20 protein-coding genes are annotated in these 22,865 nt (G+C 65.8%); 16 read left to right on the top strand and 4 right to left on the bottom strand.

The window, feature by feature from the left end; genetic code table 11:
* Positions 1 to 3 precede the first annotated feature (3 nt).
* The 4 genes from araD1 to chvE form a co-directional block, all read right to left on the bottom strand.
* Positions 4 to 972, bottom strand: coding sequence for an AraD1 family protein (gene araD1 / locus AC2D9V_RS04590; RefSeq protein ID WP_484712849.1), 969 nt, complete (start codon positions 970 to 972; stop codon positions 4 to 6).
* Positions 973 to 980: 8 nt separating this feature from the next.
* Complete coding sequence (mmsB, locus tag AC2D9V_RS04585) at positions 981 to 2,150, bottom strand: multiple monosaccharide ABC transporter permease (RefSeq protein WP_484712848.1); 1,170 nt, start codon at positions 2,148 to 2,150, stop codon at positions 981 to 983.
* A complete protein-coding gene (gene mmsA, locus AC2D9V_RS04580; protein ID WP_484712847.1) occupies positions 2,151 to 3,704 on the bottom strand; it encodes a multiple monosaccharide ABC transporter ATP-binding protein in 1,554 nt (517 codons plus the stop codon). It lies immediately after the preceding gene.
* Positions 3,705 to 3,765: 61 nt separating this feature from the next.
* Complete coding sequence (gene chvE / locus AC2D9V_RS04575) at positions 3,766 to 4,812, bottom strand: multiple monosaccharide ABC transporter substrate-binding protein (RefSeq protein WP_484713406.1); 1,047 nt, start codon at positions 4,810 to 4,812, stop codon at positions 3,766 to 3,768.
* 161 nt (positions 4,813 to 4,973) lie between these two features.
* On the opposite strand from chvE, the gene AC2D9V_RS04570 reads away from it, so the two are divergent.
* From AC2D9V_RS04570 to AC2D9V_RS04495, 16 genes are all read left to right on the top strand, one after another.
* Complete coding sequence (locus tag AC2D9V_RS04570; protein WP_484712846.1) at positions 4,974 to 5,912, top strand: LysR family transcriptional regulator; 939 nt, start codon at positions 4,974 to 4,976, stop codon at positions 5,910 to 5,912.
* Between the two features lie 83 nt (positions 5,913 to 5,995).
* Positions 5,996 to 7,006, top strand: a complete 1,011-nt coding sequence (locus tag AC2D9V_RS04565) for a Gfo/Idh/MocA family protein (RefSeq protein WP_484712845.1) — start codon at positions 5,996 to 5,998, stop codon at positions 7,004 to 7,006.
* Positions 7,003 to 8,574 (top strand): acyl CoA:acetate/3-ketoacid CoA transferase, encoded by a 1,572-nt coding sequence (locus AC2D9V_RS04560; RefSeq protein ID WP_484712844.1) that lies wholly within the window; start codon positions 7,003 to 7,005, stop codon positions 8,572 to 8,574. The genes AC2D9V_RS04565 and AC2D9V_RS04560 overlap by 4 nt, the downstream gene beginning before the upstream one ends.
* A complete protein-coding gene (locus AC2D9V_RS04555) occupies positions 8,571 to 9,335 on the top strand; it encodes an enoyl-CoA hydratase/isomerase family protein (protein ID WP_484712843.1) in 765 nt (254 codons plus the stop codon). Before AC2D9V_RS04560 ends, AC2D9V_RS04555 begins: the two co-directional genes overlap by 4 nt.
* Before the next feature lies 1 nt (position 9,336).
* A complete protein-coding gene (locus AC2D9V_RS04550) occupies positions 9,337 to 10,863 on the top strand; it encodes an aldehyde dehydrogenase family protein (protein ID WP_484712842.1) in 1,527 nt (508 codons plus the stop codon).
* Positions 10,864 to 10,913: 50 nt separating this feature from the next.
* The gene (locus AC2D9V_RS04545; RefSeq protein WP_484712841.1) at positions 10,914 to 12,164 is read left to right on the top strand and encodes an ABC transporter substrate-binding protein; all 1,251 of its coding nucleotides are present in this window, start codon (positions 10,914 to 10,916) and stop codon (positions 12,162 to 12,164) included.
* Between the two features lie 112 nt (positions 12,165 to 12,276).
* The gene (locus AC2D9V_RS04540) at positions 12,277 to 13,170 is read left to right on the top strand and encodes a carbohydrate ABC transporter permease (protein WP_484712840.1); all 894 of its coding nucleotides are present in this window, start codon (positions 12,277 to 12,279) and stop codon (positions 13,168 to 13,170) included.
* Complete coding sequence (locus AC2D9V_RS04535) at positions 13,167 to 14,045, top strand: carbohydrate ABC transporter permease (RefSeq protein ID WP_484712839.1); 879 nt, start codon at positions 13,167 to 13,169, stop codon at positions 14,043 to 14,045. The genes AC2D9V_RS04540 and AC2D9V_RS04535 overlap by 4 nt, the downstream gene beginning before the upstream one ends.
* 4 nt (positions 14,046 to 14,049) lie before the next feature.
* Complete coding sequence (locus tag AC2D9V_RS04530; RefSeq protein WP_484712838.1) at positions 14,050 to 15,156, top strand: ABC transporter ATP-binding protein; 1,107 nt, start codon at positions 14,050 to 14,052, stop codon at positions 15,154 to 15,156.
* On the top strand, positions 15,157 to 16,641 hold the full coding sequence (locus AC2D9V_RS04525; RefSeq protein ID WP_484712837.1) for a GMC oxidoreductase: 1,485 nt from the start codon (positions 15,157 to 15,159) through the stop codon (positions 16,639 to 16,641).
* A complete protein-coding gene (locus tag AC2D9V_RS04520) occupies positions 16,638 to 17,390 on the top strand; it encodes a 3-ketoacyl-ACP reductase (RefSeq protein WP_484712836.1) in 753 nt (250 codons plus the stop codon). Before AC2D9V_RS04525 ends, AC2D9V_RS04520 begins: the two co-directional genes overlap by 4 nt.
* Position 17,391: 1 nt before the next feature.
* Complete coding sequence (locus AC2D9V_RS04515) at positions 17,392 to 18,969, top strand: GMC family oxidoreductase (RefSeq protein WP_484712835.1); 1,578 nt, start codon at positions 17,392 to 17,394, stop codon at positions 18,967 to 18,969.
* Positions 18,966 to 19,268, top strand: a complete 303-nt coding sequence (locus tag AC2D9V_RS04510; protein ID WP_484712834.1) for a Dabb family protein — start codon at positions 18,966 to 18,968, stop codon at positions 19,266 to 19,268. The genes AC2D9V_RS04515 and AC2D9V_RS04510 overlap by 4 nt, the downstream gene beginning before the upstream one ends.
* A 9-nt stretch (positions 19,269 to 19,277) precedes the next feature.
* Positions 19,278 to 20,447, top strand: coding sequence for a dihydrodipicolinate synthase family protein (locus AC2D9V_RS04505; protein ID WP_484712833.1), 1,170 nt, complete (start codon positions 19,278 to 19,280; stop codon positions 20,445 to 20,447).
* On the top strand, positions 20,447 to 21,442 hold the full coding sequence (locus AC2D9V_RS04500; protein WP_484712832.1) for a LacI family DNA-binding transcriptional regulator: 996 nt from the start codon (positions 20,447 to 20,449) through the stop codon (positions 21,440 to 21,442). Before AC2D9V_RS04505 ends, AC2D9V_RS04500 begins: the two co-directional genes overlap by 1 nt.
* Before the next feature lie 131 nt (positions 21,443 to 21,573).
* The gene (locus AC2D9V_RS04495; protein WP_484712831.1) at positions 21,574 to 22,836 is read left to right on the top strand and encodes a glycerate kinase type-2 family protein; all 1,263 of its coding nucleotides are present in this window, start codon (positions 21,574 to 21,576) and stop codon (positions 22,834 to 22,836) included.
* Positions 22,837 to 22,865 lie beyond the last annotated feature (29 nt).

The following is a 22,865-nucleotide window of genomic DNA, read 5'->3' as shown; positions in this document are numbered from 1 at the left end:
TCCTTACAATGCGTGAACGCGGGTCGCGCCGGAAGACCTTGGCGCAAAGGTCAGGGTGTTGCGAAGCGGCTGGCCGAAATCCGGCACCTCGATCTCGAACATGTCGCCCTCTTCGGTCTTGATGCCGTCGGCGAAGGACAGCGTGGCGGTGCCGAAGTAGTGCACGTGCAGGTCGCCGGGCTGCCGGAAGATCGCATACTTGAAATGGTGATGCTCCAGGTTCGCCAGCGTGTGGGACATGTTGGCCTCGCCAGAGAGGAAGGGTTTCTCCCACAGCACCTTTCCTCCCCGCAGGATGCGGCTTTGGCCGCGCAGGTCCGATGGAAGGTCACCCACAAGGATCTCGGGCCCGAAGGATGCAACCCGCAGCTTTGAATGGGCGAGCCAAAGATAGTTCACCCGTTCCGTCACATGGTCCGAAAACTCGTTGCCCAGGGCCCAGCCGATCCGGTGCGGACTGCCGTCGGGCCCGATAAGGTAGATGCCCGCGATCTCCGGCTCTTCGCCGCCATCCTCGGCAAAACCGGGCGCCTCGAGGGCATCACCCGGGGCGACGGCGGCATGACCATTGCCCTTGTAGAACCATTCGGGCTGTGCACCGACCTCGCCTGCAGCGGGACGCCCGCCGTCAAGACCCATTCGGAACATCTTCATGCTGTCGGTCAGGGTCTCTGCACCAGCAAGCTTCGCATGCATCGCGTCGCGGGCGGAGGCCGACCCGAGATGGGTCAGACCGGTTCCCGTCAGGTGAAGATGCGCCGGGTCGGGGTGGCTTACGGGGAGATCGAAGGTCGCACGGGCAAGGTCGACAGTCTCGCCAAGCCCGCGCTTCTCGATCTCGGCCGCCAGGCCATGCCCCGCACGGATCGCCTCAGCGGCAAGGTCGTAGACTGAAGCGGTATTGCGCAGCGCCCGGGCTTCCGTCCCCATGCGTACGACCGGGCCGACGCCCTTGACGGTGGATAGGTGCATCGATTGTCTCACTTGTTCTTGTTGTAGACGTCGAAGATCACGGCAGCGAGAAGCACCAGCCCCTTGATCATCTGCTGGTAGTCGATGCCGATCCCCAGGATCGACATCCCCATGTTCATCACCCCCATGATCAGCGCGCCGATCACCACCCCGATGATCGTTCCGGACCCGCCCGCCATCGCCGCCCCGCCGATGAAGACGGCGGCGATCGCGTCCAGCTCGAATCCCGTCCCCGCCTTCGGGGTGGCTGAATTCAGGCGCGCCGTCACCATCATTCCGGCCAGCGCTGCCAGGACGCCCATGTTGACAAAGCAGAAGAATACCAGCCGCTCCGTCCGGATGCCGGACAGCTTGGCGGCCTTCTCGTTGCCGCCGACAGCATAAATCCGGCGGCCCTGTACGGTGTTCTCGGTGAAGAAGGCGTAGAGGATGATCAGGACGGCAAGGACGACCAGTACGTTCGGAAGTCCCCGGAAGCTTGCCAACTGCCAGCCGACGAAAGCCATCGCTGCCGAGATGATCAGTGTGCGGCCCCAGAAAAGGCCCGCAGGTTCGGGCGCGATGCCGAACTCGGCATCCCTTGCGCGGGACCGCAGGCCGATCCAGATCACCACGCCGATGGCGATGGCGGTGACGATCAGCGTCAGGCCGTGGGGTTTTTCCAGACCGGTAAGATCGGGAATGAAGCCCGAGGACATCGCCTGGAATTCCTTTGGGAAGGGGCCGATGTTCTGCCCGCCCAGCAGCCACAAAGTCGCTCCGCGGAAGACCAGCATCCCGGCCAGGGTGACGATGAATGACGGAATGCGCCAATAGGCGACCCAGTAGCCCTGCGCTGCCCCGATCAGCCCGCCGACGATGAGCGTCAGGGGTATCACGACCGCGATTGGCAACTCGAGTTCCACAGTCAGATAGGCGGCGACGGCCCCGGTGAAGGCGGCGACCGAGCCCACCGAAAGGTCGATGTGCCCAGCGACGATGATCAACAGCATCCCGAGTGCGAGGATGATCACGTGGCCGTTCTGCAGGAAGATGTTGGTGATGTTCGGGGCCTGCAGGAACATCGGTTTGCCTTGCAGGCCCACCAGCAGCGAAAACAGCGCCACGATTGCGACCAGCGCAAGCAACATGCCGTTCTCGCGCAGATGGTTGCCGAGGGAATTCTTCTTGTCAGCCATTCACGCCACCTTCCCCGTGGTCTTGCCGCCGCTCTTGTTGTTGTCCTTGACGATCAGGGCCATGATCCTCTCCTGGCTCGCCTCCGCCCGGGACAGCTCGCCCACGATCCGGCCCTCGTTCATCACGTAGATGCGGTCGCACATGCCCAGAAGCTCGGGCATTTCCGACGAGATCATCAGGACGCCGCGGCCCTGCTCGGCCAGGTCCTTCATGATCGTGTAGATTTCGAACTTCGCGCCCACGTCGATGCCGCGGGTGGGTTCGTCCAGGATCAGAAGTTCGGGGTCGGTGAACAGCCACTTCGACAGGACGACCTTCTGCTGGTTCCCGCCCGACAGGTTGACCACCTTCTGCTGGACGCCAGGGGTGCGGATCGCAAGCTGCTTGCGGTAGCTTTCTGCCACCTGAGCCTCGCGCCGCTTGTCGAGGATCGAGTTCTTCGCGATCCCGAAAAGGTTCGCCAGGCTGATGTTCTTCAGGATCGGCTCTTCCAGGATCAGGCCCAGCACCTTGCGGTCCTCGGTCACGTAGGAAATCCCGGCGTCGATCGCCTTCGTCACGGTTGAGACGTCGACGGCTTTGCCGTGCATTTTCACCGTGCCCGAATGGCCCTTGCCATAGCTGCGTCCGAAGACTGACATGGCAAGCTCGGTCCGCCCCGTGCCCATCAGCCCCGCGATCCCGACGATCTCGCCTTTGCGGACGTTCAGGGAAACGCCCTTGATCATCTGCCGCCCGGCCTGTTCCGGGTGCCAGCAGGACCAGTCCTCCAGTTCGAAAAGCAATTCGCCCGGATTGGGGACACGGTCCGGATAACGGTGCTCCATGTCCCGGCCCACCATGTCGCGGATGATCCGGTCCTCGGAAATCTCGGACTTCGACAGCGTCGAGACCGAGGTGCCGTCGCGGATCACCGTGATCCGGTCGGCAACGCGGGAAATCTCGTTCAGCTTGTGGCTGATGATGATCTGCGTGACGCCCTTGGCCTTCAGTTCCAGCATCAGGTCCAGAAGGCGGTCGGCGTCTGCTTCCTGCAAGGCAGCGGTGGGTTCGTCGAGGATCAAGAGGCGCACGTTCTTCGACAGCGCCTTGGCGATCTCGATCAACTGCTGCTTGCCGACGCCCAGCTTTCCGACGACGGCGCTGGGGGGTTCGTTCAGGCCGACCTGGCGCAGAAGCGTGCCCGTCTTCTGCATCGCCAGCGGCCAGGAGATGACCCCGTTGGTCGCAACCTCGTTGCCCATGAACAGGTTCTCGGCGATCGACAACAGCGGGATCAGCGCAAGTTCCTGATGGATGATGATGATGCCCTTTGCCTCACTGTCGCGGATCGACCGGTTCTGCAGGGGCTGGCCGTCATAGACGATTTCGCCCTCATAGCTGCCATGTGGATAGACGCCGGACAGAACCTTCATCAGCGTGGATTTGCCTGCGCCATTTTCGCCGCAGATGGCATGGATTTCGCCGGCCTCGACCGTCAGGCTGACACGGTCAAGCGCCTTCACGCCGGGGAAGACCTTGGTGATCTCCCGCATTTCCAGAAGTGTCGACATGTCCCCTCCCGAAGGGCGACCGGCCCGCGCGGCATCGCACGGGCCGGTGCTTCGGATCAGCTTACTTCAGCTGGTCGGCGGTGTAGTAGCCCGAACCGACAAGGATCTCCTCGTAGTTCGAGATGTTCACCGAGACGGGCTCCAGCAGGTAGGACGGAACCACCTTCACGCCATTGTCGTAGGTGGTGGTGTCGTTGATCTCCGGCTCGGCACCCGACAGTACCGCGTCGACCATGGCCACGGTGACCTTGGCCAGCTCGCGGGTGTCCTTGAAGATGGTCGAATACTGCTCGCCCGCGATCATCGACTTGACGCTGGGGATTTCCGCGTCCTGGCCGGTGACGATCGGCATCTTCAGGTCGCCCGAGCCGTAGCCGACTCCCTTCAGCGACGACAGGATGCCGATGGAGAGGCCATCATAGGGCGACAGCGCGCCGTGCAGCTGCTTGTCGCCGTAGTTCGAGGACAGAAGGTTGTCCATCCGGGCCTGCGCCACCGCGCCGTCCCAGCGCAGCGTGCCGACCACGTCCATCCCCATCTGGCCCGACGGAATGGCGATGTCGCCCGCGTCGATCAGCGGCTGCAGGACGCTCATCGCGCCGTTGTAAAAGAAGAAGGCGTTGTTGTCGTCGGGCGAGCCGCCGAAGAGCTCGACGTTCCACGGCTTCACATCCGGGAAACGCTCCTTCAGGCCCGCAACCAGCGATTCCGCCTGCTGCACGCCAACCTTGAAGTTGTCGAAGGTGGCATAATAGTCGACCGAGCCCGAGTCACGGATCAGCCGGTCATAGGCGATGATCTTGATGCCTTGAGCGGCAGCGTTGTCCAGCGCGTTCGACAGCGTGGTCCCGTCGATGGCCGCGATCACCAGCGCCTTGACGCCCGAGGTGATCATGTTCTCGATCTGGTTCAGCTGGGTAGGGATATCGTCCTCGGCATACTGCAGGTCGGTGGCATAGCCGGCCGCCTGGAAGGCCGCGACCATCGATTCACCGTCCGAAATCCAGCGCGACGAGGATTTGGTCGGCATTGCGATACCGATCGTGCCCTTGTCCTGGGCAAAAAGCGGCATGGCCGAAAGCGCAGCAGTCGAGCCGGCAAGGGCCATGAGGCCGCGGCGGGTTAAGATCATCTGTTTCCTCCCGATGACTTATTTGCATCCGGCCTGCGCAGGACATCCTGGTGCCTGCCAGCGGACCGACCGGACATTGATTGCGGATGACATATCTGTCAAATATCCATTTGGAAGAAAATCATACCCAAAATGAAATGAGTTCGCACCCTTCCGGCATCGCCGCCGTCCTCCGCAAGCTGAAGCCAATGCACCTGCGCCTGGTGGCCGAGCTTGGCGATGCCGGCGGGCTTGGGCTTGGAGCCGACCGCCTGGGGATTTCCCAGCCTGCTGCCTCACGCCTTCTTGCAGAAATGGAAGAGTTGCTTGGCTTTCGCCTCCATGAACGGCAGGGAAGGGGGCTTCGCCTCACTCCGGCCGGTGAGGCCCTCGCCCGCAGGGCAGCCCGGATCCAGATCGAACTCGCCGACGCCGCGCGGGAACTGGCCGAAGCGGCGACCGGCCGGACCGGGACGATCCGGGTCGGCGCGGTGACCGGACCTGCCCTCAGCCTCCTCATGCCCGCAATCATCGAGCTGCAGGAGGCCCACCCCGGCATCCGCGTCGAAGTGACGGTGGCGACCTCTGCCATCCTCTGCAACCAGCTTCGTGAAGGCAGCCTCGACTTCGCGCTCGCCAGGCTTCCCGCCAGCGAGACCTTGCTTGAGGCGCGCCTTGTCGCCGCCGAACCCCTGTCCCTCGCGGTGCGGCGAGGGCACCCTCTGCTCTTGAAGCCTAAGGTCGCACCACATGACCTGCTTCACTACGAATGGATCATGGGGACCGACGACACCCTTCTGACCCAGACGGTCCTTGCGCGGCTCACCGACCTGCGGTTGCCCGTCCCAAGGCGGCGCATTGCGACCTCGTCTTTCCTGTTCACGCTTGCGGTTCTGAACCAGACCGACAGCATCGCCCCATTGGCGACCCCGGTCGTGGACAGCTTCTCAGGCAGTCCATCCATGCCCTTCGTCGCTCTGCCCGTCGATCTTGCGCTGGCCGTCGCTCCGTTCAGCATCGTCACCCGGGCAGGTACGCAACTCACACCCTCGGCCCAATCACTGGCCGACTCCATCATCACCAGAAGCGGGATATGACGCCTGCGGTAGTCGGCGCACTGGAATCGTCTTGACGGAAATGGAACGTTCCAATATCACTAGGAACGTTCCATAAACGGGGGATGCGCCAGATGCGGTGGGGCCTGATCGGGGCAAGCACGATTGCAGCGCAGCATGTGATCGGCGCAATCCGGGCCACCGGCGGGCAGGTCGCTGCCGTCGCCAGCACCCGGCAGGCAAGGGCCAAGGAGTTCGCTCAAGCGCATGGCATCGACGTGGCCCTTAGCCAGCTTGAAGACCTTCTCAGCCTTCCGGGGATCGGGGCCGTCTACATCTCGTCCACCAACGAAAAGCACTATGTCCAGACGATGTCGGCGCTGAAGGCCGGCAAGCACGTCCTGTGTGAAAAACCCCTCGCCATGACCACCGCTGAAGCGGCAGAGATGGTGGCGCTTGCCGAAAGCCGGGGTCTCGTCCTTGCCACCAACCACCACCTGCGCTGCTCGGGCAGCCACCGTGTGATCCGCGACCTCGTCGCCGATGGCAGCATCGGCAAGGTGCTATCGATGCGCATCTTCCACGCCGTGCATCTGCCGCAGTCGCTGCAGGGTTGGCGGATCAACGACGCCTCGGCCGGGGGCGGCGTCATCCCCGACATCACCGTGCATGACGCCGATGTGGCCCGCTTCATCCTGGGCGAAGACCCGGTTACAGTGGTGGCGCAGGCCGGCACCTCGGGCCTCGGCCAGGGCGTCGAGGACAGCGCGATTTCGGTCTGGATCATGCCCTCGGGCGCCATGGTGCAAAGCCATGAAAGCTTCACCCACCCCTTCGCGGGCAGCGGACTGGAGGTTCACGGCACCCTTGGCTCCATCTTCGCCCGTGGCGTCATGACCCAGGCCCCGGTCGGCGAGATCGAACTCGTGACCGCAGCAGGGCGCGAAACGATCCCATTCCCAGCGCACGACCTTTACGCCCAGGGCCTGCAGGATTTCCTCGGCGCGGTTGCCGGACGGGGCCACCCGGCAGCAACCGGGCGCGATGGCGTCGCCTCCCTCGCCGTCGCCCTTGCCGTGCGCGAGGCCGCCCGCACCGGCATCCGCCAGACCGTTGATTACGGGAGGGCCGCATGACCAAGCTCGTCACTCCGGAAGAAGCCGTCGCGCGCATCGGGGATGGTGCGGTCGTGACGGTCTCGTCCTCCTCGGCACTGGGCTGCCCCGACCTGGTGCTCAAGGCGCTGGGCGACCGCTTCCGTGCAGAAGGTCACCCCCGCCGGATCACCACGCTTCATCCCATCGCTGCCGGGGACATGTATGGCGTCAAGGGCATGGACTGGATCGCGCAGGACGGTCTTCTCGACCGTGTCCTCGCCGGATCCTATCCGTCGGGTTCCTCGAACCTGCCGATGCCCGAGATCTGGAAGATGATCGTCGAGGACCGCGTCGCCGCCTACAACGTCCCCTCCGGCATCCTCTTCGACATGCACCGCGAGGTCGCCGCCCGCCGTCCCGGTGTTCTGACCAAGGTCGGCATGGACACCTTTGCCGACCCGATCCGCGAAGGCTGCGCGATGAACGCGCGCGGCATGGCAGCGCCCATCGTCAAGCGGGTGGAGTTCGGCGGGGTTACCTGGCTTCACTTCCCGAACATCGCGCCCGATGTCTGCATCCTCCGTGCCACCACGGCGGATGAAAACGGAAACCTGACCTATGAACACGAAGGCGCCTACCTGGGCGGGCTGGAACAGGCCATCGCCGCGCGCAACAACGGCGGGCTGGTCATCGCGCAGGTGTCCCGCGTGACCGCGAAGGGCTCGCTCCGGCCCCATGACGTCCGCGTTCCCGGCCACCTCGTCGACCTGATCGTGGTCGACCCCGACCAGAAGCAGACCTGCGAAACCCCCTATGATCCGGCCATCTCGGGCCAGATCATGCGGCCCTGGTCCTCCTTTACCCTGGCCGAGCATGGCGTGGAAAAGGTCATCGCCCGCCGCGCCGCGATGGAACTGAAGGGCGGCCAGACCGCCAACCTCGGCTTCGGCATCAGCGCCATGGTGCCCCGCATCCTCCTCGAGGAAGGCCATCCCGAAGCGGTGACCTGGGCCATCGAACAGGGTGCCGTGGGCGGAATGCCCCTGACCGGCTTTGCCTTCGGCTGCGCCTCGAACGCCTGGGGCTACGTGCCTTCGCCACAGCAGTTCATCTACTTCCAGGGGGCAGGCTTCGACGTCTCGTTCCTGTCGTTCCTCGAGATCGACGTGGAGGGCAACGTCAACGTCTCCAAACTCGGCAAGAAACCCTACCTCACTGCCGGCTGCGGTGGCTTTGTCGACATCACCTCGCATGCCCGCAAGATCGTCTTCTCCGGCTGGTTCGAGGCTGCGGCCCAGATCGCGCTGTCCCCGACCGGACTTTCCGTGACCCAACCCGGCAAATTCGCCAAACTCGTCGACAAGGTCGAACACGTCACCTTCTCGGGCAACCGCGCCCGCGCGCAGGGGCAAGAGGTCCTGTACATCACCGAACGCTGCGTCATCCGCCTGACCGAAACGGGCCTCGTCGCGACCGAGGTCATGCCCGGCATCGACCCCGCACGCGACATTGTCGCCGCCTCAGGCGGCCGGGTGGCGCTTGCCGAAAACGCCACCGTCATGCCGCTCTCGCTCCTGGGCGAGGGCCCGATGGGGTGGCAGCCATGAGCGGCTTACGCCTTCACATGGCAGACGGCCTGGCCGAATTGCGTCTGGACAACCCGGCCAAGCTGAACTGTTTCACCGTCGACATGCTCGGCCAACTGGCCGGCCATCTCGAGGTCATCGAGGGCCGCCCTGAGGTGCGCGCGGTGATCGTGACCGGGGAAGGCGAAAAGGCCTTCTGCTCGGGGGCCGATATCAACGCCTGGGGCGGGCTATCCCCCGCCGACTTCGCCCGCACCTGGGTGCGCGGCGGGCATCGCCTGTTCGACCGCCTGGCGCGGCTCGCAAAGCCGACCATCGCCGCGCTGAACGGCCACGCCTTCGGTGGCGGGCTGGAGCTTGCCGCCGCCTGCGATATCCGCGTGATCGCCCCCGGTGCCACAGTTGCCCTGCCCGAGGCGGCGGTCGGGATCGTCCCCGGCTGGTCCGGCACCCAGCGCCTCGCCCGGCTTCTGCCGGAAGGGATGCTCAAGGAAATGTCGCTCTTCGGCCGCCGTATCGGCGCGGATCGCCTCTATGCCGCCGGTTTCGTCGCCGAGATTGCCGCCGATCCCCGCGCCGCCGCGCGCGAGATTGCACGTGCGGCCACCCTATCGCCCCGCGCGACCGAGATTGCCAAGGCGATGATCCACGCCGGGGCAGGTGAAGACACCGCCGCGATGATCGAGGCGCTCGGCTCGGCCGCCATCGCCGCCACTGCCGACCGGGAAGAGGGCGTCGCCGCCTTCCGGGCCAAGCGCAAACCAGAATTTCCGGGGACCTGAGATGACCGAATTCACCCTGATCCCCGCCTCCGGCACTGCCCTTCCGGCCAGCCCCTTCCATGCCCGCCACCTGATCGACGGCAACTGGCAGGACAGCGCCGACGGCGCGGTCACCGAACGCCTCTCGCCGTCCCACGGCATCGTCGCCAGCCGCGCCGCCAGGGGCGGCAAGGCCGAGGCCGAGGCCGCGATCGCCGCCGCCCGCACAGCCTTTGACGACGGGCGCTGGAGCCGCCTTTCCGGAAAGGCCCGCGCGACCGTGCTGCTGAAGGTCGCCGACCTGATCGAGGCCAATGTCGACCGCATGGCGCTGCTTGAGACCCTCGAATCCGGCAAACCCATCACCCAGGCGCAGGGCGAGATCGGCGGGGCGGCAGATCTCTGGCGCTATGCGGCATCGCTGGCCCGCACCCTGCACGGGGACAGCCACAACTCGCTGGGCGAGGACATGCTGGCGGTCGTCCTGAAGGAACCTATCGGCGTTGTCTCCATCATCACGCCCTGGAACTTCCCGTTCTGGATCCTGTCGCAGAAGCTCCCCTTCGCGCTCGCTGCGGGCTGCACCTGCGTGGTGAAGCCGTCCGAACTGACCCCCTCGACCACCGTGATCCTTGGCGAGCTTCTTGCCGAGGCAGGGCTTCCCGCCGGCGTCGTCAACATCGTCCTCGGCCACGGACAGCCGGTCGGCGCTACCCTTGCTTCCGACCCGCGCGTGGACATGGTGACCTTCACCGGCTCCACCGCCGTCGGGCGCGGCATTGCGGCGGCGGCAAGTGCCACGCTGAAGAAGGTTGCGCTGGAGCTTGGCGGCAAGAACCCGCAGGTGATCTTTCCGGACGCCGACCTTGAAAGCGCCGCCGATGCTGTGGTCTTCGGCGTCTATTTCAACGTCGGCCAGTGCTGCAACTCCGGTAGCCGAATAATCGTTCATGAAGACATCGCGGAGGCTTTCACGGCCCGCGTAGTGGAGCTGTCGAAGCAGGTGGCCTTCGGCGATCCCCTCGACCCCGCAACGCAGGTCGGGGCCATCGTCACGCCCGAGCATGGCGCGAAGATCGACGGCTACGTCGCCGCCGCCCGCGCCGCCGGGGCGCGGGTTGCGCTTGGCGGCGCGGCGCTGCAAGTCCCCGGCCTCGGGCCCCAGTTCTACCAGCCGACCGTCGTGACCAACGTCACCCCCGACATGGCCATCGCGAGGGACGAAGTCTTCGGCCCGGTCCTGACCGTCCTCACCTTCCGCACCCTCGACGAGGCCCTCGCCCTCGTGAACGACGCCGACTACGGCCTCTCCGCCGGGGTCTGGAGCGAAAATGTCCATACCTGCCTCGCTTTCGCCCGCGGAGCTCAGGCCGGCACGGTCTGGACCAACACCTGGATGGACGGCTTCCCGGAGGTTACTTTCGGCGGCGTCAAGCAATCGGGCTTGGGGCGCGAGATCGGCCGCTTCGGCCTGGACGAATTCATGGAGATCAAGTCGCTGGTGATGCGGATCGGCCGCACGCGGGCGCCTTGGGTAAGACCCCACTGACCGGGAACCGGCAGCGGGCAAGCAATGCGCATCAAACGGGAGGAACCAAAATGCGCCTTTTCGGAAAGACGATGACGGCAGCAGCCGTTCTGGCTCTGACAACCTCGGTGACCCTCGCCGAGGATGTCGAGGTCCTGCACTGGTGGACCAGCGGAGGCGAAGCCGCCGCACTTAACGTCCTGAAAGACAACCTTGGCGGCCAGAGCATCGGCTGGGTTGACATGCCCGTCGCCGGCGGCGGCGGTGAAGCGGCGATGACCGCGCTCCGCGCCCGCGTCACGGCAGGCGACGCGCCGACCGCCGTGCAGATGCTCGGCTTCGACATCCTCGACTGGGCGAACGAAGGTGCGCTGGCCGACCTCACCGCCACCGCGACCGCCGAAGGCTGGGACAAGGTGGTGCCGGCGGCGCTGCAAGGCTTCTCGACCTCTGACGGCAAGTGGATCGCCGCCCCGGTCAACGTCCACTCGACCAACTGGGTCTGGATCAACAAGGCCGCCCTTGATGCCGCGGGCGGCAAGGCCCCGGAAACCTGGGAAGAACTGGTCACCGTCCTTGACGCGATGAAGGCCAACGGCATCACGCCGCTGGGTCACGGCGGTCAGGCGTGGCAGGACGCGACTGTGTTCGACGGCATCGTCCTCGGCATGGGGGCCGACTTCTACAAGGCCGCCTTCATCGACCTCGACCCCGCAGCACTGGGTGGCGAGCAGATGGCCGAAGCCTTCAACCGCCTGATCAAGCTGCGCTCCTACGTCGATGACAACTTCTCGGGCCGCGACTGGAACCTCGCCTCGGCCATGGTCATCAACGGCGAGGCCGGGATGCAGATGATGGGCGACTGGGCCAAGGGCGAGTTCCTGAAGGCCGGCAAGGTCCCGGGCACCGACTTCGTCTGCATCCGCTTCCCCGGCACCCAAGGTCTGGTGACCTTCAACTCCGACCAGTTCGCGATGTTCAACCAGACCGACGCTGCCGCTCAGGAAGCGCAAGTGGCGATGGCCAAGGCGATCATGGACCCGGCCTTCCAGTCGGCCTTCAACGTGGTCAAGGGCTCGGTCCCCGCACGGACCGACGTGCCGGACACCGACTTCGACGACTGTGGCAAGAAGGGTATGAAGGACCTGGCCGAGGCGAACGCGAACGGAGGCCTCTTCGGCTCGATGGCGCATGGGCACGCGGCCCCGGCTGCGGTGAAGAACGCGGTCTATGACGTGGTGACGGCGGCCTTCAACGGCGAATACGCCGACGGTGCCGCTGCCGCTGCCGCGCTGGCCGAAGCCGTAGCCGCCGCGCAGTGACACCGGACCGGGGGGCGGCCACGGCTGCCCCCCGACCCAAATTCCTTGAGCAAGGAATTTGTCAAAATCCTTACTCAAGGATTTTGGCCGCCAACGACAACGGGAGGGACCGATGGCCACGACCGAGGCCGATTTCCGCACACGCCTGCAGGACTGGCTGCCAAAGCTCGTCCTCGCCCCCTCCTTCGCCGTGACGCTACTCTTCGTCTACGGGTTCATCCTCTTCACCATCGCCCTCAGCTTTACCCGATCGAAAATGCTTCCGCGCTGGGACTGGGCCGGCCTTGCCAATTATGAACGACTGTTCTCATTGCCTGCCTGGCATACTGCGACGGTCAACATCGCGATCTTCGCCACGCTCTACATCGTCATCTGCACGGTGATCGGCCTGATGCTGGCAATCTTCCTTGACCAGAAGATCCGGGGCGAGGGGATGCTGCGCCCGATCTACCTTTACCCGATGGCACTCTCGTTCATCGTCACCGGCACCGCCTGGAAATGGTTCCTCGACCCCGGCATCGGGCTTGAACGGATCGTCCAGCAATGGGGCTGGGAAAGCTTCACCTTCAACTGGATCAAGGACGGTGACATGGCGATCTACACCATCGTCATCGCCGCCGTCTGGCAGACCTCTGGCTTCGTGATGGCGATGTTCCTCGCCGGCCTCCGCGGCATCGACAACGAAATCCTCAAGGCCGCGCAGATCGACGGCGCCTCCAACTGGCAGCTTTACCGGCGGATCGTGATCCCGCTCCTCCGTCCCGCCTTCCTGTCGGCCTTCGTGATCCTCAGCCACCTCGCGATCAAGTCCTACGACCTGATCAAGGCGATGACCGACGGCGGCCCCGGCCGTGCGACCGAGATGCCAGCGACCTTCATGTATTCCTACACCTTCACGAGGAACGAGATGGGCGTCGGCGCCTCCTCGGCGGTGATCATGCTGATGACCATCGCCGCCATCATGGTCCCCTACCTTTACGCCGAGCTGAAGGAGAAGAAGGCATGAGCGCCGTCGCCCAGGACACCGCCGTCTCCACCGGCCGCATCACGCGCACCTTCATCTACCTGGTACTCGTCCTCTTCTCCCTCTTCTACCTCCTGCCGCTCTACGTCATGGGCATCAACTCGGTGAAGCCGCTCGATGAGATCACGGGGGGCAACATGATGGCCCTTCCGCAAACCTGGACCTTTGCCCCCTGGGCCAGCGCATGGTCCACCGCCCAGATCGGGGTCGAGCCGACGGGCCTGAAACCCTACTTCATGAACTCGATCCTGATGGTCGTCCCGGCCGTCGCGATCTCCACCATCGTCGGCGCGCTGAACGGCTACGTCCTGACCAAGTGGCGCTTCCGTGGCGATACCTGGGTTTTCGGGCTGATGCTCTTCTCCTGCTTCATCCCGTTCCAGATTGTGCTCATCCCGATGGCCATGGTCCTCGGCACGCTTGGCCTTGCCGGGTCGGTCCCGGGTCTGATCCTTGTCCATGTCGTCTACGGGATCGGCTTCACGACCCTCTACTTCCGCAACTACTACGCCTCTTTCCCGACCGAACTGATCCGCGCCGCGCAGATCGACGGGGCCGGGTTCTTCCGCATCTTCTGGCGCATCCTTTTGCCCGTCTCCGGCCCGATCGCGGTGGTCTCCGTCATCTGGCAGTTCACCAACATCTGGAACGATTTCCTGTTCGGCGCCTCCTTCGGCGGCACTTCGCAGCCGATGACCGTGGCCCTGAACAACCTCGTCCAATCCTCGACGGGCGTGAAGGAATACAACGTCCACTTCGCCGGCGCGATCCTTGCCGCACTCCCCACCCTCCTCGTATACATCGTCGCAGGCCGCTACTTCGTGCGCGGTCTGATGGCGGGCTCTGTGAAAGGCTGATCCGATGGGCTTTCTCGACATCCGCAACGTGACCAAGTCCTACGGGCAGGTCGAAGTCCTGCACCGCGTCGACATCGCGGTCGAAGAGGGGGAATTCCTCGTCCTCGTCGGCCCTTCGGGCTGCGGCAAGTCCACGCTTCTGAACATGATCGCGGGGCTGGAAGCGATCACCGGGGGCGAGATCGCGATCAAGGGGCGCGTCGTGAACGGCGTTCATCCGTCCAAGCGCAACATCGCGATGGTCTTCCAGTCCTACGCGCTCTACCCCAACATGACCGTGGGCCAGAACATGACCTTCGGGCTTGAAATGCACGGGGTGCCGAAGCCTGACCGTGACAAGGCGCTGGCCGAGGTGGCGAAGCTTCTCCAGATCGACCACCTCCTTGACCGCAAGCCCGGCCAGCTCTCCGGCGGCCAGCGCCAGCGCGTCGCGATGGGGCGGGCGCTGGTCCGGAACCCCGACGTCTTCCTTTTCGACGAGCCGCTCTCGAACCTCGACGCGAAACTCCGCGTCGACATGCGGACCGAGATCAAGAAGCTTCACCAGAAGCTCAAGACCACCATCGTCTACGTCACCCATGACCAGATCGAGGCGATGACGCTGTCCACCCGCATCGCCGTGATGAACAAGGGCCATGTCCAGCAGCTCGGCACGCCGAAAGAGATCTACGACACGCCCGCAAACGTCTTCGTCGCAACCTTCATGGGCTCGCCTGCCATGAACATCGTCCCCGCGACCGTGGTGGTGCAGAACGGGGCGGCCCATGTCGCCGTCTCCGATGCCGAGGGGCAGGTTCAGCACCTCCGCTTCTCCCAGGACCTCCGCGCCTGGGAAGGAAAGTCCATCCTCCTCGGCATCCGCCCTGAGGCGATCACCGACCCGGAAGGCGCCGACCGCAAGTCCGGGAACATCCAAAGCCTGAAGAACCGCGTCACCGTCACCGAACCCGCCGGGGCGGATACCTTCGTCACCATGACCCTCTCCGGCAAAGACGCCATTGCCCGGATGCGCGCCGATGCCAATGTCACCGCCGGGCAAAGCTTCGACTTCGCCGTGAACATGGAAAAGGCGGTGGCCTTCGACCCGAAGACCGAGGAACGGATTGCCTGAATGGGGCCGGATGTCATCATCATCGGCTCTGGCATGGGTGGCGCGACCCTCGCGGCCGCGCTTGCCCCCACGGGCCGGAAGGTGCTGATCCTCGAACGCGGCGACCACCTCAAGGACAGCCCCGAGGCGCGCGATCCCGCCGCCATCTTCCAGCACGCGTATTTCAAACCGAACGAGACCTGGCGCGACATCTCCGGCGCGCCCCTTCACCCCGGCAATTACGCCTATGTCGGCGGCAACACCAAATTCTACGGCGCTGTCCTCCTCCGCTACCGGGCCGAGGACTTTGCGCCGCTGCGCCACATCGAAGGCACCACCCCCGGCTGGCCGATCGCTTACGAAGACCTCGAACCCTGGTACTCCAAGGCCGAAAGCCTTTACCGCGTCCGGGGCGATGTGGCGAACGACCCCACGGAGCCGCCGCACTCCGCCCCCTATCCCTTCCCTCCCGTGCCTGACGAACCCGACATCGCCGCCCTTCGCGCCGCGTTCCAAGCCCAGGGCCTCCACGTCTCAGCCCTCCCGCTGGGTGTGGACATCGACGCTTGGCTCGAACGCGCAAGGACCGGCTGGGATGCCTTCCCCTGCACCACCGGCGCGAAATCCGATGCCGAAAGCTGCGCCCTGGCCGAGGCGCTAAAGCACCCCAACGTGACCCTTCAGACCAACACGAGAGTCACCCGCATCCTCGCCGCAGGCCGCAAGGTCACGGGAGTCGAGGTCGAACGGCCAGGGCGGAAGGAAACCCTGACCGCCCCCCTCGTCGTCCTTTCCGCCGGGGCGATCCTTTCCTCCGCCCTCCTCCTCGCCAGCGCCAACGACGACCACCCGATGGGCCTCGCCAACCGCTCCGACCAGGTCGGCCGCAACTTCATGAACCACAACCTTACCGGCATGGTCGCCTGGAACCCCTTCCGCCGGAACCGCACGACCTACGAAAAGACCATCCAGATCAACGACTTCTACCTGACCGGCGGTCCGAACGACGAACCCCTGGGCAACATCCAGATGCTCGGCCGCATCACCGGCCCGATCCTTGCCGGTGAATCCGGCCTCCCCCTCTGGCTTTCGCACCTGATCGCGGAACACTCGATCCACATCATGGCCATGTCCGAAGACCTGCCCGACCCCAACTCCCGCGTCCTCTGGCGGAACGGCGAGGTTGTGCTCGACTGGCGCAAGACGAACACCAAGGCCCACGACCTCCTCGTCCAACGTCTGAAACAGGCGATGAAGAAAGCCGGCTGGCCCATCACCCTGTCCCGAGGCTTCCCGAAATCCAAACCCAGCCACCAATGCGGCACCAACCGCATGGGCGCGGACCCGTCCACTTCCGTTGTGGATGTGAACCTCAAGGCCCACGACCTCGACAACCTCTATATCTGCGACGCCTCGGTCCTGCCCACCTCCGCCGCCGTGAATCCATCGCTCACCATCGCCGCGCTTGCCCTCCGCGCAGGCGACCACATCGCGAGGGTTGCATGAAACCCCTCGCGCTTGTCACCGGCGGCCAGCAAGGCATCGGCCTCGGCATCGCCCAGGCCCTTCACGCCCAGGGCTTCCGCCTCGCCATCGCGTCGCTCCCGCTCGAAGCCGAGGCAGCCGAAGCCCTCGCAGAGCTTGGCCCAGACACCCGCTACCACCAGCACGACCTCGCCGACCTTGCCGCCATCCCCGCGCTCCTTGACCGGGTCGAGGCCGCACAGGGCCCCGTCACCGCCCTGATCCTGAACGCCGGAGTAGCCGCGAAAATCCGGGGCGACATGCTGGACCTGACGCCCGAGAACCTCGACTGGATCCTGGGGATCAACCTCAAGGGCAGCCTCTTCCTCGCCCAACAAGTGGCGAAACGGATGCTCGCCACGACCAGCGCCCACTACCGCTCGATCACCTTCGTCACCTCGGTCTCGGCCCGCATGGCAAGCCCGGAACGTGCCGACTACTGCATCTCCAAGGCCGCCGCGTCGATGGCCGCCCAGACCCTCGCCCTTCGTCTTGCCCCGCACGGGATCGGCGTCTTCGAGTTGCGCCCCGGCATCATCGAAACCGGCATGACAGCTGCCGTGAAGGACAAGTACGACGCCCGCATCGCCGGCGGCCTTGTCCCCACCGGCCGCTGGGGCCAGCCCTCCGACATCGGCCAGGCCGTGATCCCCCTTGTCACTGGCCAGCTCGCCTTCGCCACCGGCGCGGTGATCCCCGTCGACGGCGGGCTTTCCATCGAAAGACTGTAAGATGACCGAAGGTTACGACTACATCATCATCGGCGGTGGCTCGGCAGGCTGCGTCCTCGCCGCCCGCCTGACCGAGAACCCCGCCGCGAAGGTCCTCCTCCTCGAAGCCGGGGGCAGCGACCGCCATCCGTTCTACCACCTCCCCGCCGGCTTCGCGAAGATGACCAAGGGCATCGGTTCCTGGGGCTGGCAGACCGTGCCGCAACGCCACATGAAGGGCATGCAGATCCGCTACACCCAGGCCAAGGTGATCGGCGGCGGCTCCTCGATCAACGCCCAGCTCTACACGCGCGGCAACGCGCAGGACTATGACGACTGGCGTCAGATGGGCTGCCACGGCTGGGGGTATGAGGACGTGCTGCCCTACTTCCGCAAGTCCGAACACAACGACAGCTTCGAGAACCGCTACCACGGGAAAGACGGGCCGTTGGGCGTCAGCCAACCCCGCGCGCCCCTGCCGATCTGCGAGGCCTTCTTCGCCGCCGGGGCCGAAATCGGCATCCCGCGCAACCGCGACTTCACCGGTGAAACACAGGACGGCTTGGGCTACTACCAGCTGACCCAACGCTGGTATCGCCGCTCCTCGACCGCCACCGCCTTCCTGAAACCCGCGCTGAACCGCCCGAACCTGACGGTCAAAACGGGCCAGCAGGTCCTGCGGATCGTGGTCGAAAAGGGCAGGGCGGTCGGCGTCCAGACCAGCGAGACCACCCACCGCGCCGCGACCGAGGTCATCCTCTCCTCCGGCGCCATCGGCTCTCCCCGCCTGTTGCAACTCTCCGGCATCGGCCCGGCGGATGACCTTCAACGCCTCGGCATCCCCGTCATCCTCGACCGCCCGCAGGTCGGCAGCAACCTGCAGGACCACCTCGACCTCTTCGTCATCGCCGAATGCACCGGCCCCCATACCTACGACCGCTACGCCAAGCCGCATTGGTCCGCCCTCGCGGGCCTCCAATACCTCCTAACGAGGAAAGGCCCCGTCGCCTCCTCGCTCTTCGAAACGGGGGGCTTCTGGTACGCCGACTCCTCCGCCCGCAGCCCCGACATCCAGTTCCACCTCGGCCTCGGCTCGGGGATCGAGGCCGGCGTCGCCGCCATGCCGAACGGAGGCGTCACCCTCAACTCCGCCTTCCTCCGCCCGCGCAGCCGGGGCACCGTCCGCCTTGCCAGTTCAGACCCAAGGGCCGCCCCCCTGATCGACCCGAACTACTGGGAAGACTTTTACGACCGCGACATGTCGATCAAGGGCCTGAAACTCGCGCAGGAGATCATGCGCCAACCCGCGCTGAAACCCTTTGTCCTCGCCGAACGCCTCCCCGGCCCCGAGGTGAGAACCGATCAGGACTACTTCAACTACGCGGTGAAGAACGCCAAGACCGACCACCACCCCGCCGGCACTTGCCGTATGGGCGCGGACCCCGAGGCTGTCGTCGATCCCACCCTCCGCTTCAACGGCATTGAGGCGCTGCGCGTCGTCGACGCCTCGATCATGCCCACCGTCGTCTCCTCCAACACCAATGCCGCCACCATCATGATCGCCGAAAAAGCCGCCGACCTGATCAAGGGTGCCGCATGATCCGCCACATCGTCCTTCTCAAGGCCCGCCCCGAAGTCACCGAGGCCCGGATCGCAGCCATCTTCGCCGACCTCCACTCCTTTAAGCTCCCCGGTATCCTCGCCATCCACTCCGGCCGCTCGGAAAGCCCCGAAAAGATCGAACGCGGCTATCTCCACGGCTTCACCGTCGACTTCGCCGACTGGGACGCCCTCGCCGCCTACCAGGCCCACCCCGACCACAAGCGCGTCGGAGCCGCCCTCGTCGCCGCGGCCCAAGGCGGCCTCGACGGCATCCTCGTCTTCGATCTTCCCTGCTGAGGCCCCGCCATGCTGACCCTCCCCACCGAAGACGCCCGCCTCGAATCCTATCGCCTTACCGGCACCCCCCTCATCCCGCGCGCGCCCCGCACACCCCTCACCAGAACCGCCTTCGCCGCCGCCCATGTCGTCAGCGACGCCTTGCGCGAACGGAACCCCTGGGACACCCGCCCCGCCGTCGACTGGGAGGCGACCCTGAACTTCCGGATCCAGCTCTGGGACCAGGGCCTCCACCTTGCCGAGGCGATGGACACTGCCCAACGCGGCATGGGAGTCGACTGGCCGACTGCCCTGGAGCTGATCCAACGCACGATGCTGGCCGCGAAAGCACATCCGTTGCGTCCGCGCGTCGCCTGCGGTGCAGGCACCGACCATCGCGACCCCGCCGAGCTTTCCACCCCCGACGCCATCCTGTCCGCGTACACTGAACAGGCCGAGGCGATCGAGGCCGCGGGTGGGCAGCTGATCCTCATGGCCTCCCGCGCCTTCCCGGCGATCAGCGCCACCGAGGACACCTACCGCCACGTCTACCGAAAGCTCATCGATGGCGCCAAGGACCCGGTTATCCTCCACTGGCTCGGCGACATGTTCGACCCGGCGCTCAAGGGCTACTGGGGGACGGGCGATGTGGCAAAAGCCTCCGCCTTTGTCCTGAACCTCATCACCGACAACCCCGGCAAAGTGGACGGCATCAAGATCTCGCTCCTCGACCAGGCCCATGAGGAACAGTTCCGCGCCCGCCTCCCCGCAGGGGTCCGCCTCTACACCGGGGACGATTTCAACTACGCCCCCCTGATCGAAGGCGACGGCACCCGCCACTCCCACGCCCTTCTCGGCATCTTCGCCGCCATCGCCCCCGCCGCCTCGCAGGCGCTCGAGGCGCTGGCGCTGGGCGACAGCACCACCTATCACCGGCTGTTCGCCCCGACCGTCCCGCTCAGCCGCGAAATCTTCCGCGCCCCCACCCGCTTCTACAAGGCCGGGATCGCCTTTCTTGCGTGGCTGAACGGCCACCAGTCGCATTTCGTCATGCCGGCGGGCTTCCAGTCCAGCCGCGACATCACGCATTATGCCGCCGTGTTCCGGCTGGCGGACGCGGCAGGGCTTCTGGCCCGGCCTGACCTCGCCGAGCGCCGGATGCGCACCCTTCTCGACCTCCATGGGATCGACCAGGACTGATGGACAAACGGCCGACGATCATCGACGTGGCAACGCTTGCGGGCGTCTCCAAATCGACCGTCAGCCTGGTCCTGCAGCAAAGCCCCCTCGTGCGCGAGGAAACCCGCGAGGACGTTCGCCGCGCCATGGCCGAGCTCGGCTATGTCTACAACCGCGCCGCAGCCAACCTCCGCTCAGCCAAGGTCGGCCTGATCGGTGTCGTCATCAACGACCTCCGGAACCCCTTCTTCACCGAATTCGCGACCTCCTTGCAGATGGCCCTTTCGGCCCGCGGTTACGCAACCGTACTTGCCAACACCGACGAAGACCCGGCCCTTCAGTCCCAGGTTGTCAGCGCCATGCTGGAACATGGCGTTTCGGCCCTCATCGTCTCGCCAACCTATGGCGACGAGACTGCCTTTGACGCCATCGCCCGCGCAAATGTCCCGGCGCTACAGGTCCTGCGCCAGGTTGTCGGCACGGACCGTTTCCCTTTTGCCGCGCCGGACTACCCGACCGGCAGCCGCCTCGCGGCCGAGCACCTCCTCGCCCAAGGCGCCAAGCACATCGCCTTCGTCGGTGGCCTCGAAGGCCGCGCCGTCACGCAACTTCGGATGTCCGGCTACCTCGACACGCTCGCCGCGCAGGGCCTCACCCCCCTCCACCTCCCCGGTCGCCCGGGCCGCGCCTTCGGACGCGAGACCGCCCGCCGCTTGGCCGAGGAACATCCCACCGTGGACGCCGTCCTCTGCTTCAACGACCTCACCGCGCTGGGCCTGCTCACCGGCTGCACCGAACAGGGCCGCGCCATCGGCCAAAGCCTGAAGATCGTCGGCTTCGACGACATCGAGGATTGCGCCCAGGTTTACCCCGCGCTCTCCTCCGTCCGCTGCGACATCGCGGGGTTCGGGCGAAGAATGGCGGAAACGGTGCTCGATTGGCTGGAAAATGATCATCGCCCGCCGCCCGAAACCGTTACACCGGTCACATTGATCCCGCGCGCGTCGAGCCTGTGATGACCCTTCCGCGCCGTTCACGAATTTTCTGCGAAAATTCAGTCCGGTGGACAACCGGCAGTCCAATGGGCCACCGGCAGTTTCCGGCCGCGAGTTTCCGCAGAAAACTCGTCCCTTGCTGAGGTCGCCCGATGATCCCCGATCCCGCCACCTTTCTCCGCCAGCTTTTCGACCGCGCCGTGGAAGTGGCCGACCCCATGCGCTCGCTCTCCCGCTTCCTGCCGGAAAAGCCTCCGGGCCGGGTCCTGGTGATCGGTGCCGGCAAGGCCTCGGCCCGGATGGCCGAAGCGGTCGAGGCCGCCTGGGGCCCCTGCGACGGGCTGGTCATCACCCGCTACGGCTATGCCCGGCCCTGCCAGGGAATCGAGATCGTCGAGGCCGCCCATCCCGTGCCGGACCAGGCCGGGGTGGACGCCACCGCCCGGATGCTCGCGCTTCTCGGGGGCGTCGGCGAGGATGACTTCGTGCTCGCGCTCATCTCGGGTGGGGCCTCGGCGCTGCTCTGCGCGCCGAGCGAAGGGGTCACTCTGGCCAAAAAGCAGGCGCTGAACGCGGCCCTCCTAGCCAGCGGCGCACCGATCTCGGCGATGAACACGGTCAGAAAGCACTTCTCGCGCGTCAAGGGCGGCCAGCTTGCCGCCGCCGCCTTCCCTGCCCGGATGCTTGCGCTGATGATCTCGGACGTGCCGGGGGACGACCCCGCCTTCATCGGCTCCGGCCCAACGGTCGGTGACGCCACCACGCCTGACGAGGCTGCCGCGATCCTTGACCGCTGGCAGGTCCCGGTGCCTCCGGCAGTACGGGCGGCGCTGGCCCGGTCGGGCGTGGTCCCGCCGGGCGATCCGCGCCTCGCGCGAACTGAAAACGTGATCTATGCCGCCCCCGCCCAGTCCCTCTCTGCCGCGGCCGCGCTGGCCGGGGATGCTTGCGAGGTCCGCCTCCTCGGCGATCGGCTGGAGGGCGAGGCGCGCGCCGTCGCCCGCGACCAGGCCGGGATGGCCCTTTCCATCGCGGCTACCTTGCGCCCGGGAGACCGGCCCGTCCTCCTCCTCTCCGGCGGCGAGCTGACCGTGACCCGCACCGGCGACGGCATCGGCGGCCCGAATGCGGAATTCTGCCTTGCCCTTGCCATCGCGCTGGGTGGCCATCCGCGCATCCACGCCCTCGCCTGCGATACCGACGGTGTCGACGGCGCGGCCGAGGTGGCCGGGGCGATCATCGGGCCGGACACCCTCTCGGCGGCGCAAAGGGCCGGGCGCGACCCGGCGGCAAGCCTCAACCGGAACGATGCTCACGGCTTCTTCTCGGCGATCGGAGGGCAGATCGTCACCGGGCCGACGCTGACGAATGTGAACGACTTCCGCGCGGTCATGATCCTGCCGCCCGGCGACTGACACCGACACTGACGGCGCGGGGCGACCCT

This window comes from Tabrizicola sp. T46, assembly GCF_057219895.1.
This window is presented reverse-complemented; position numbering and strand designations above follow the sequence as displayed.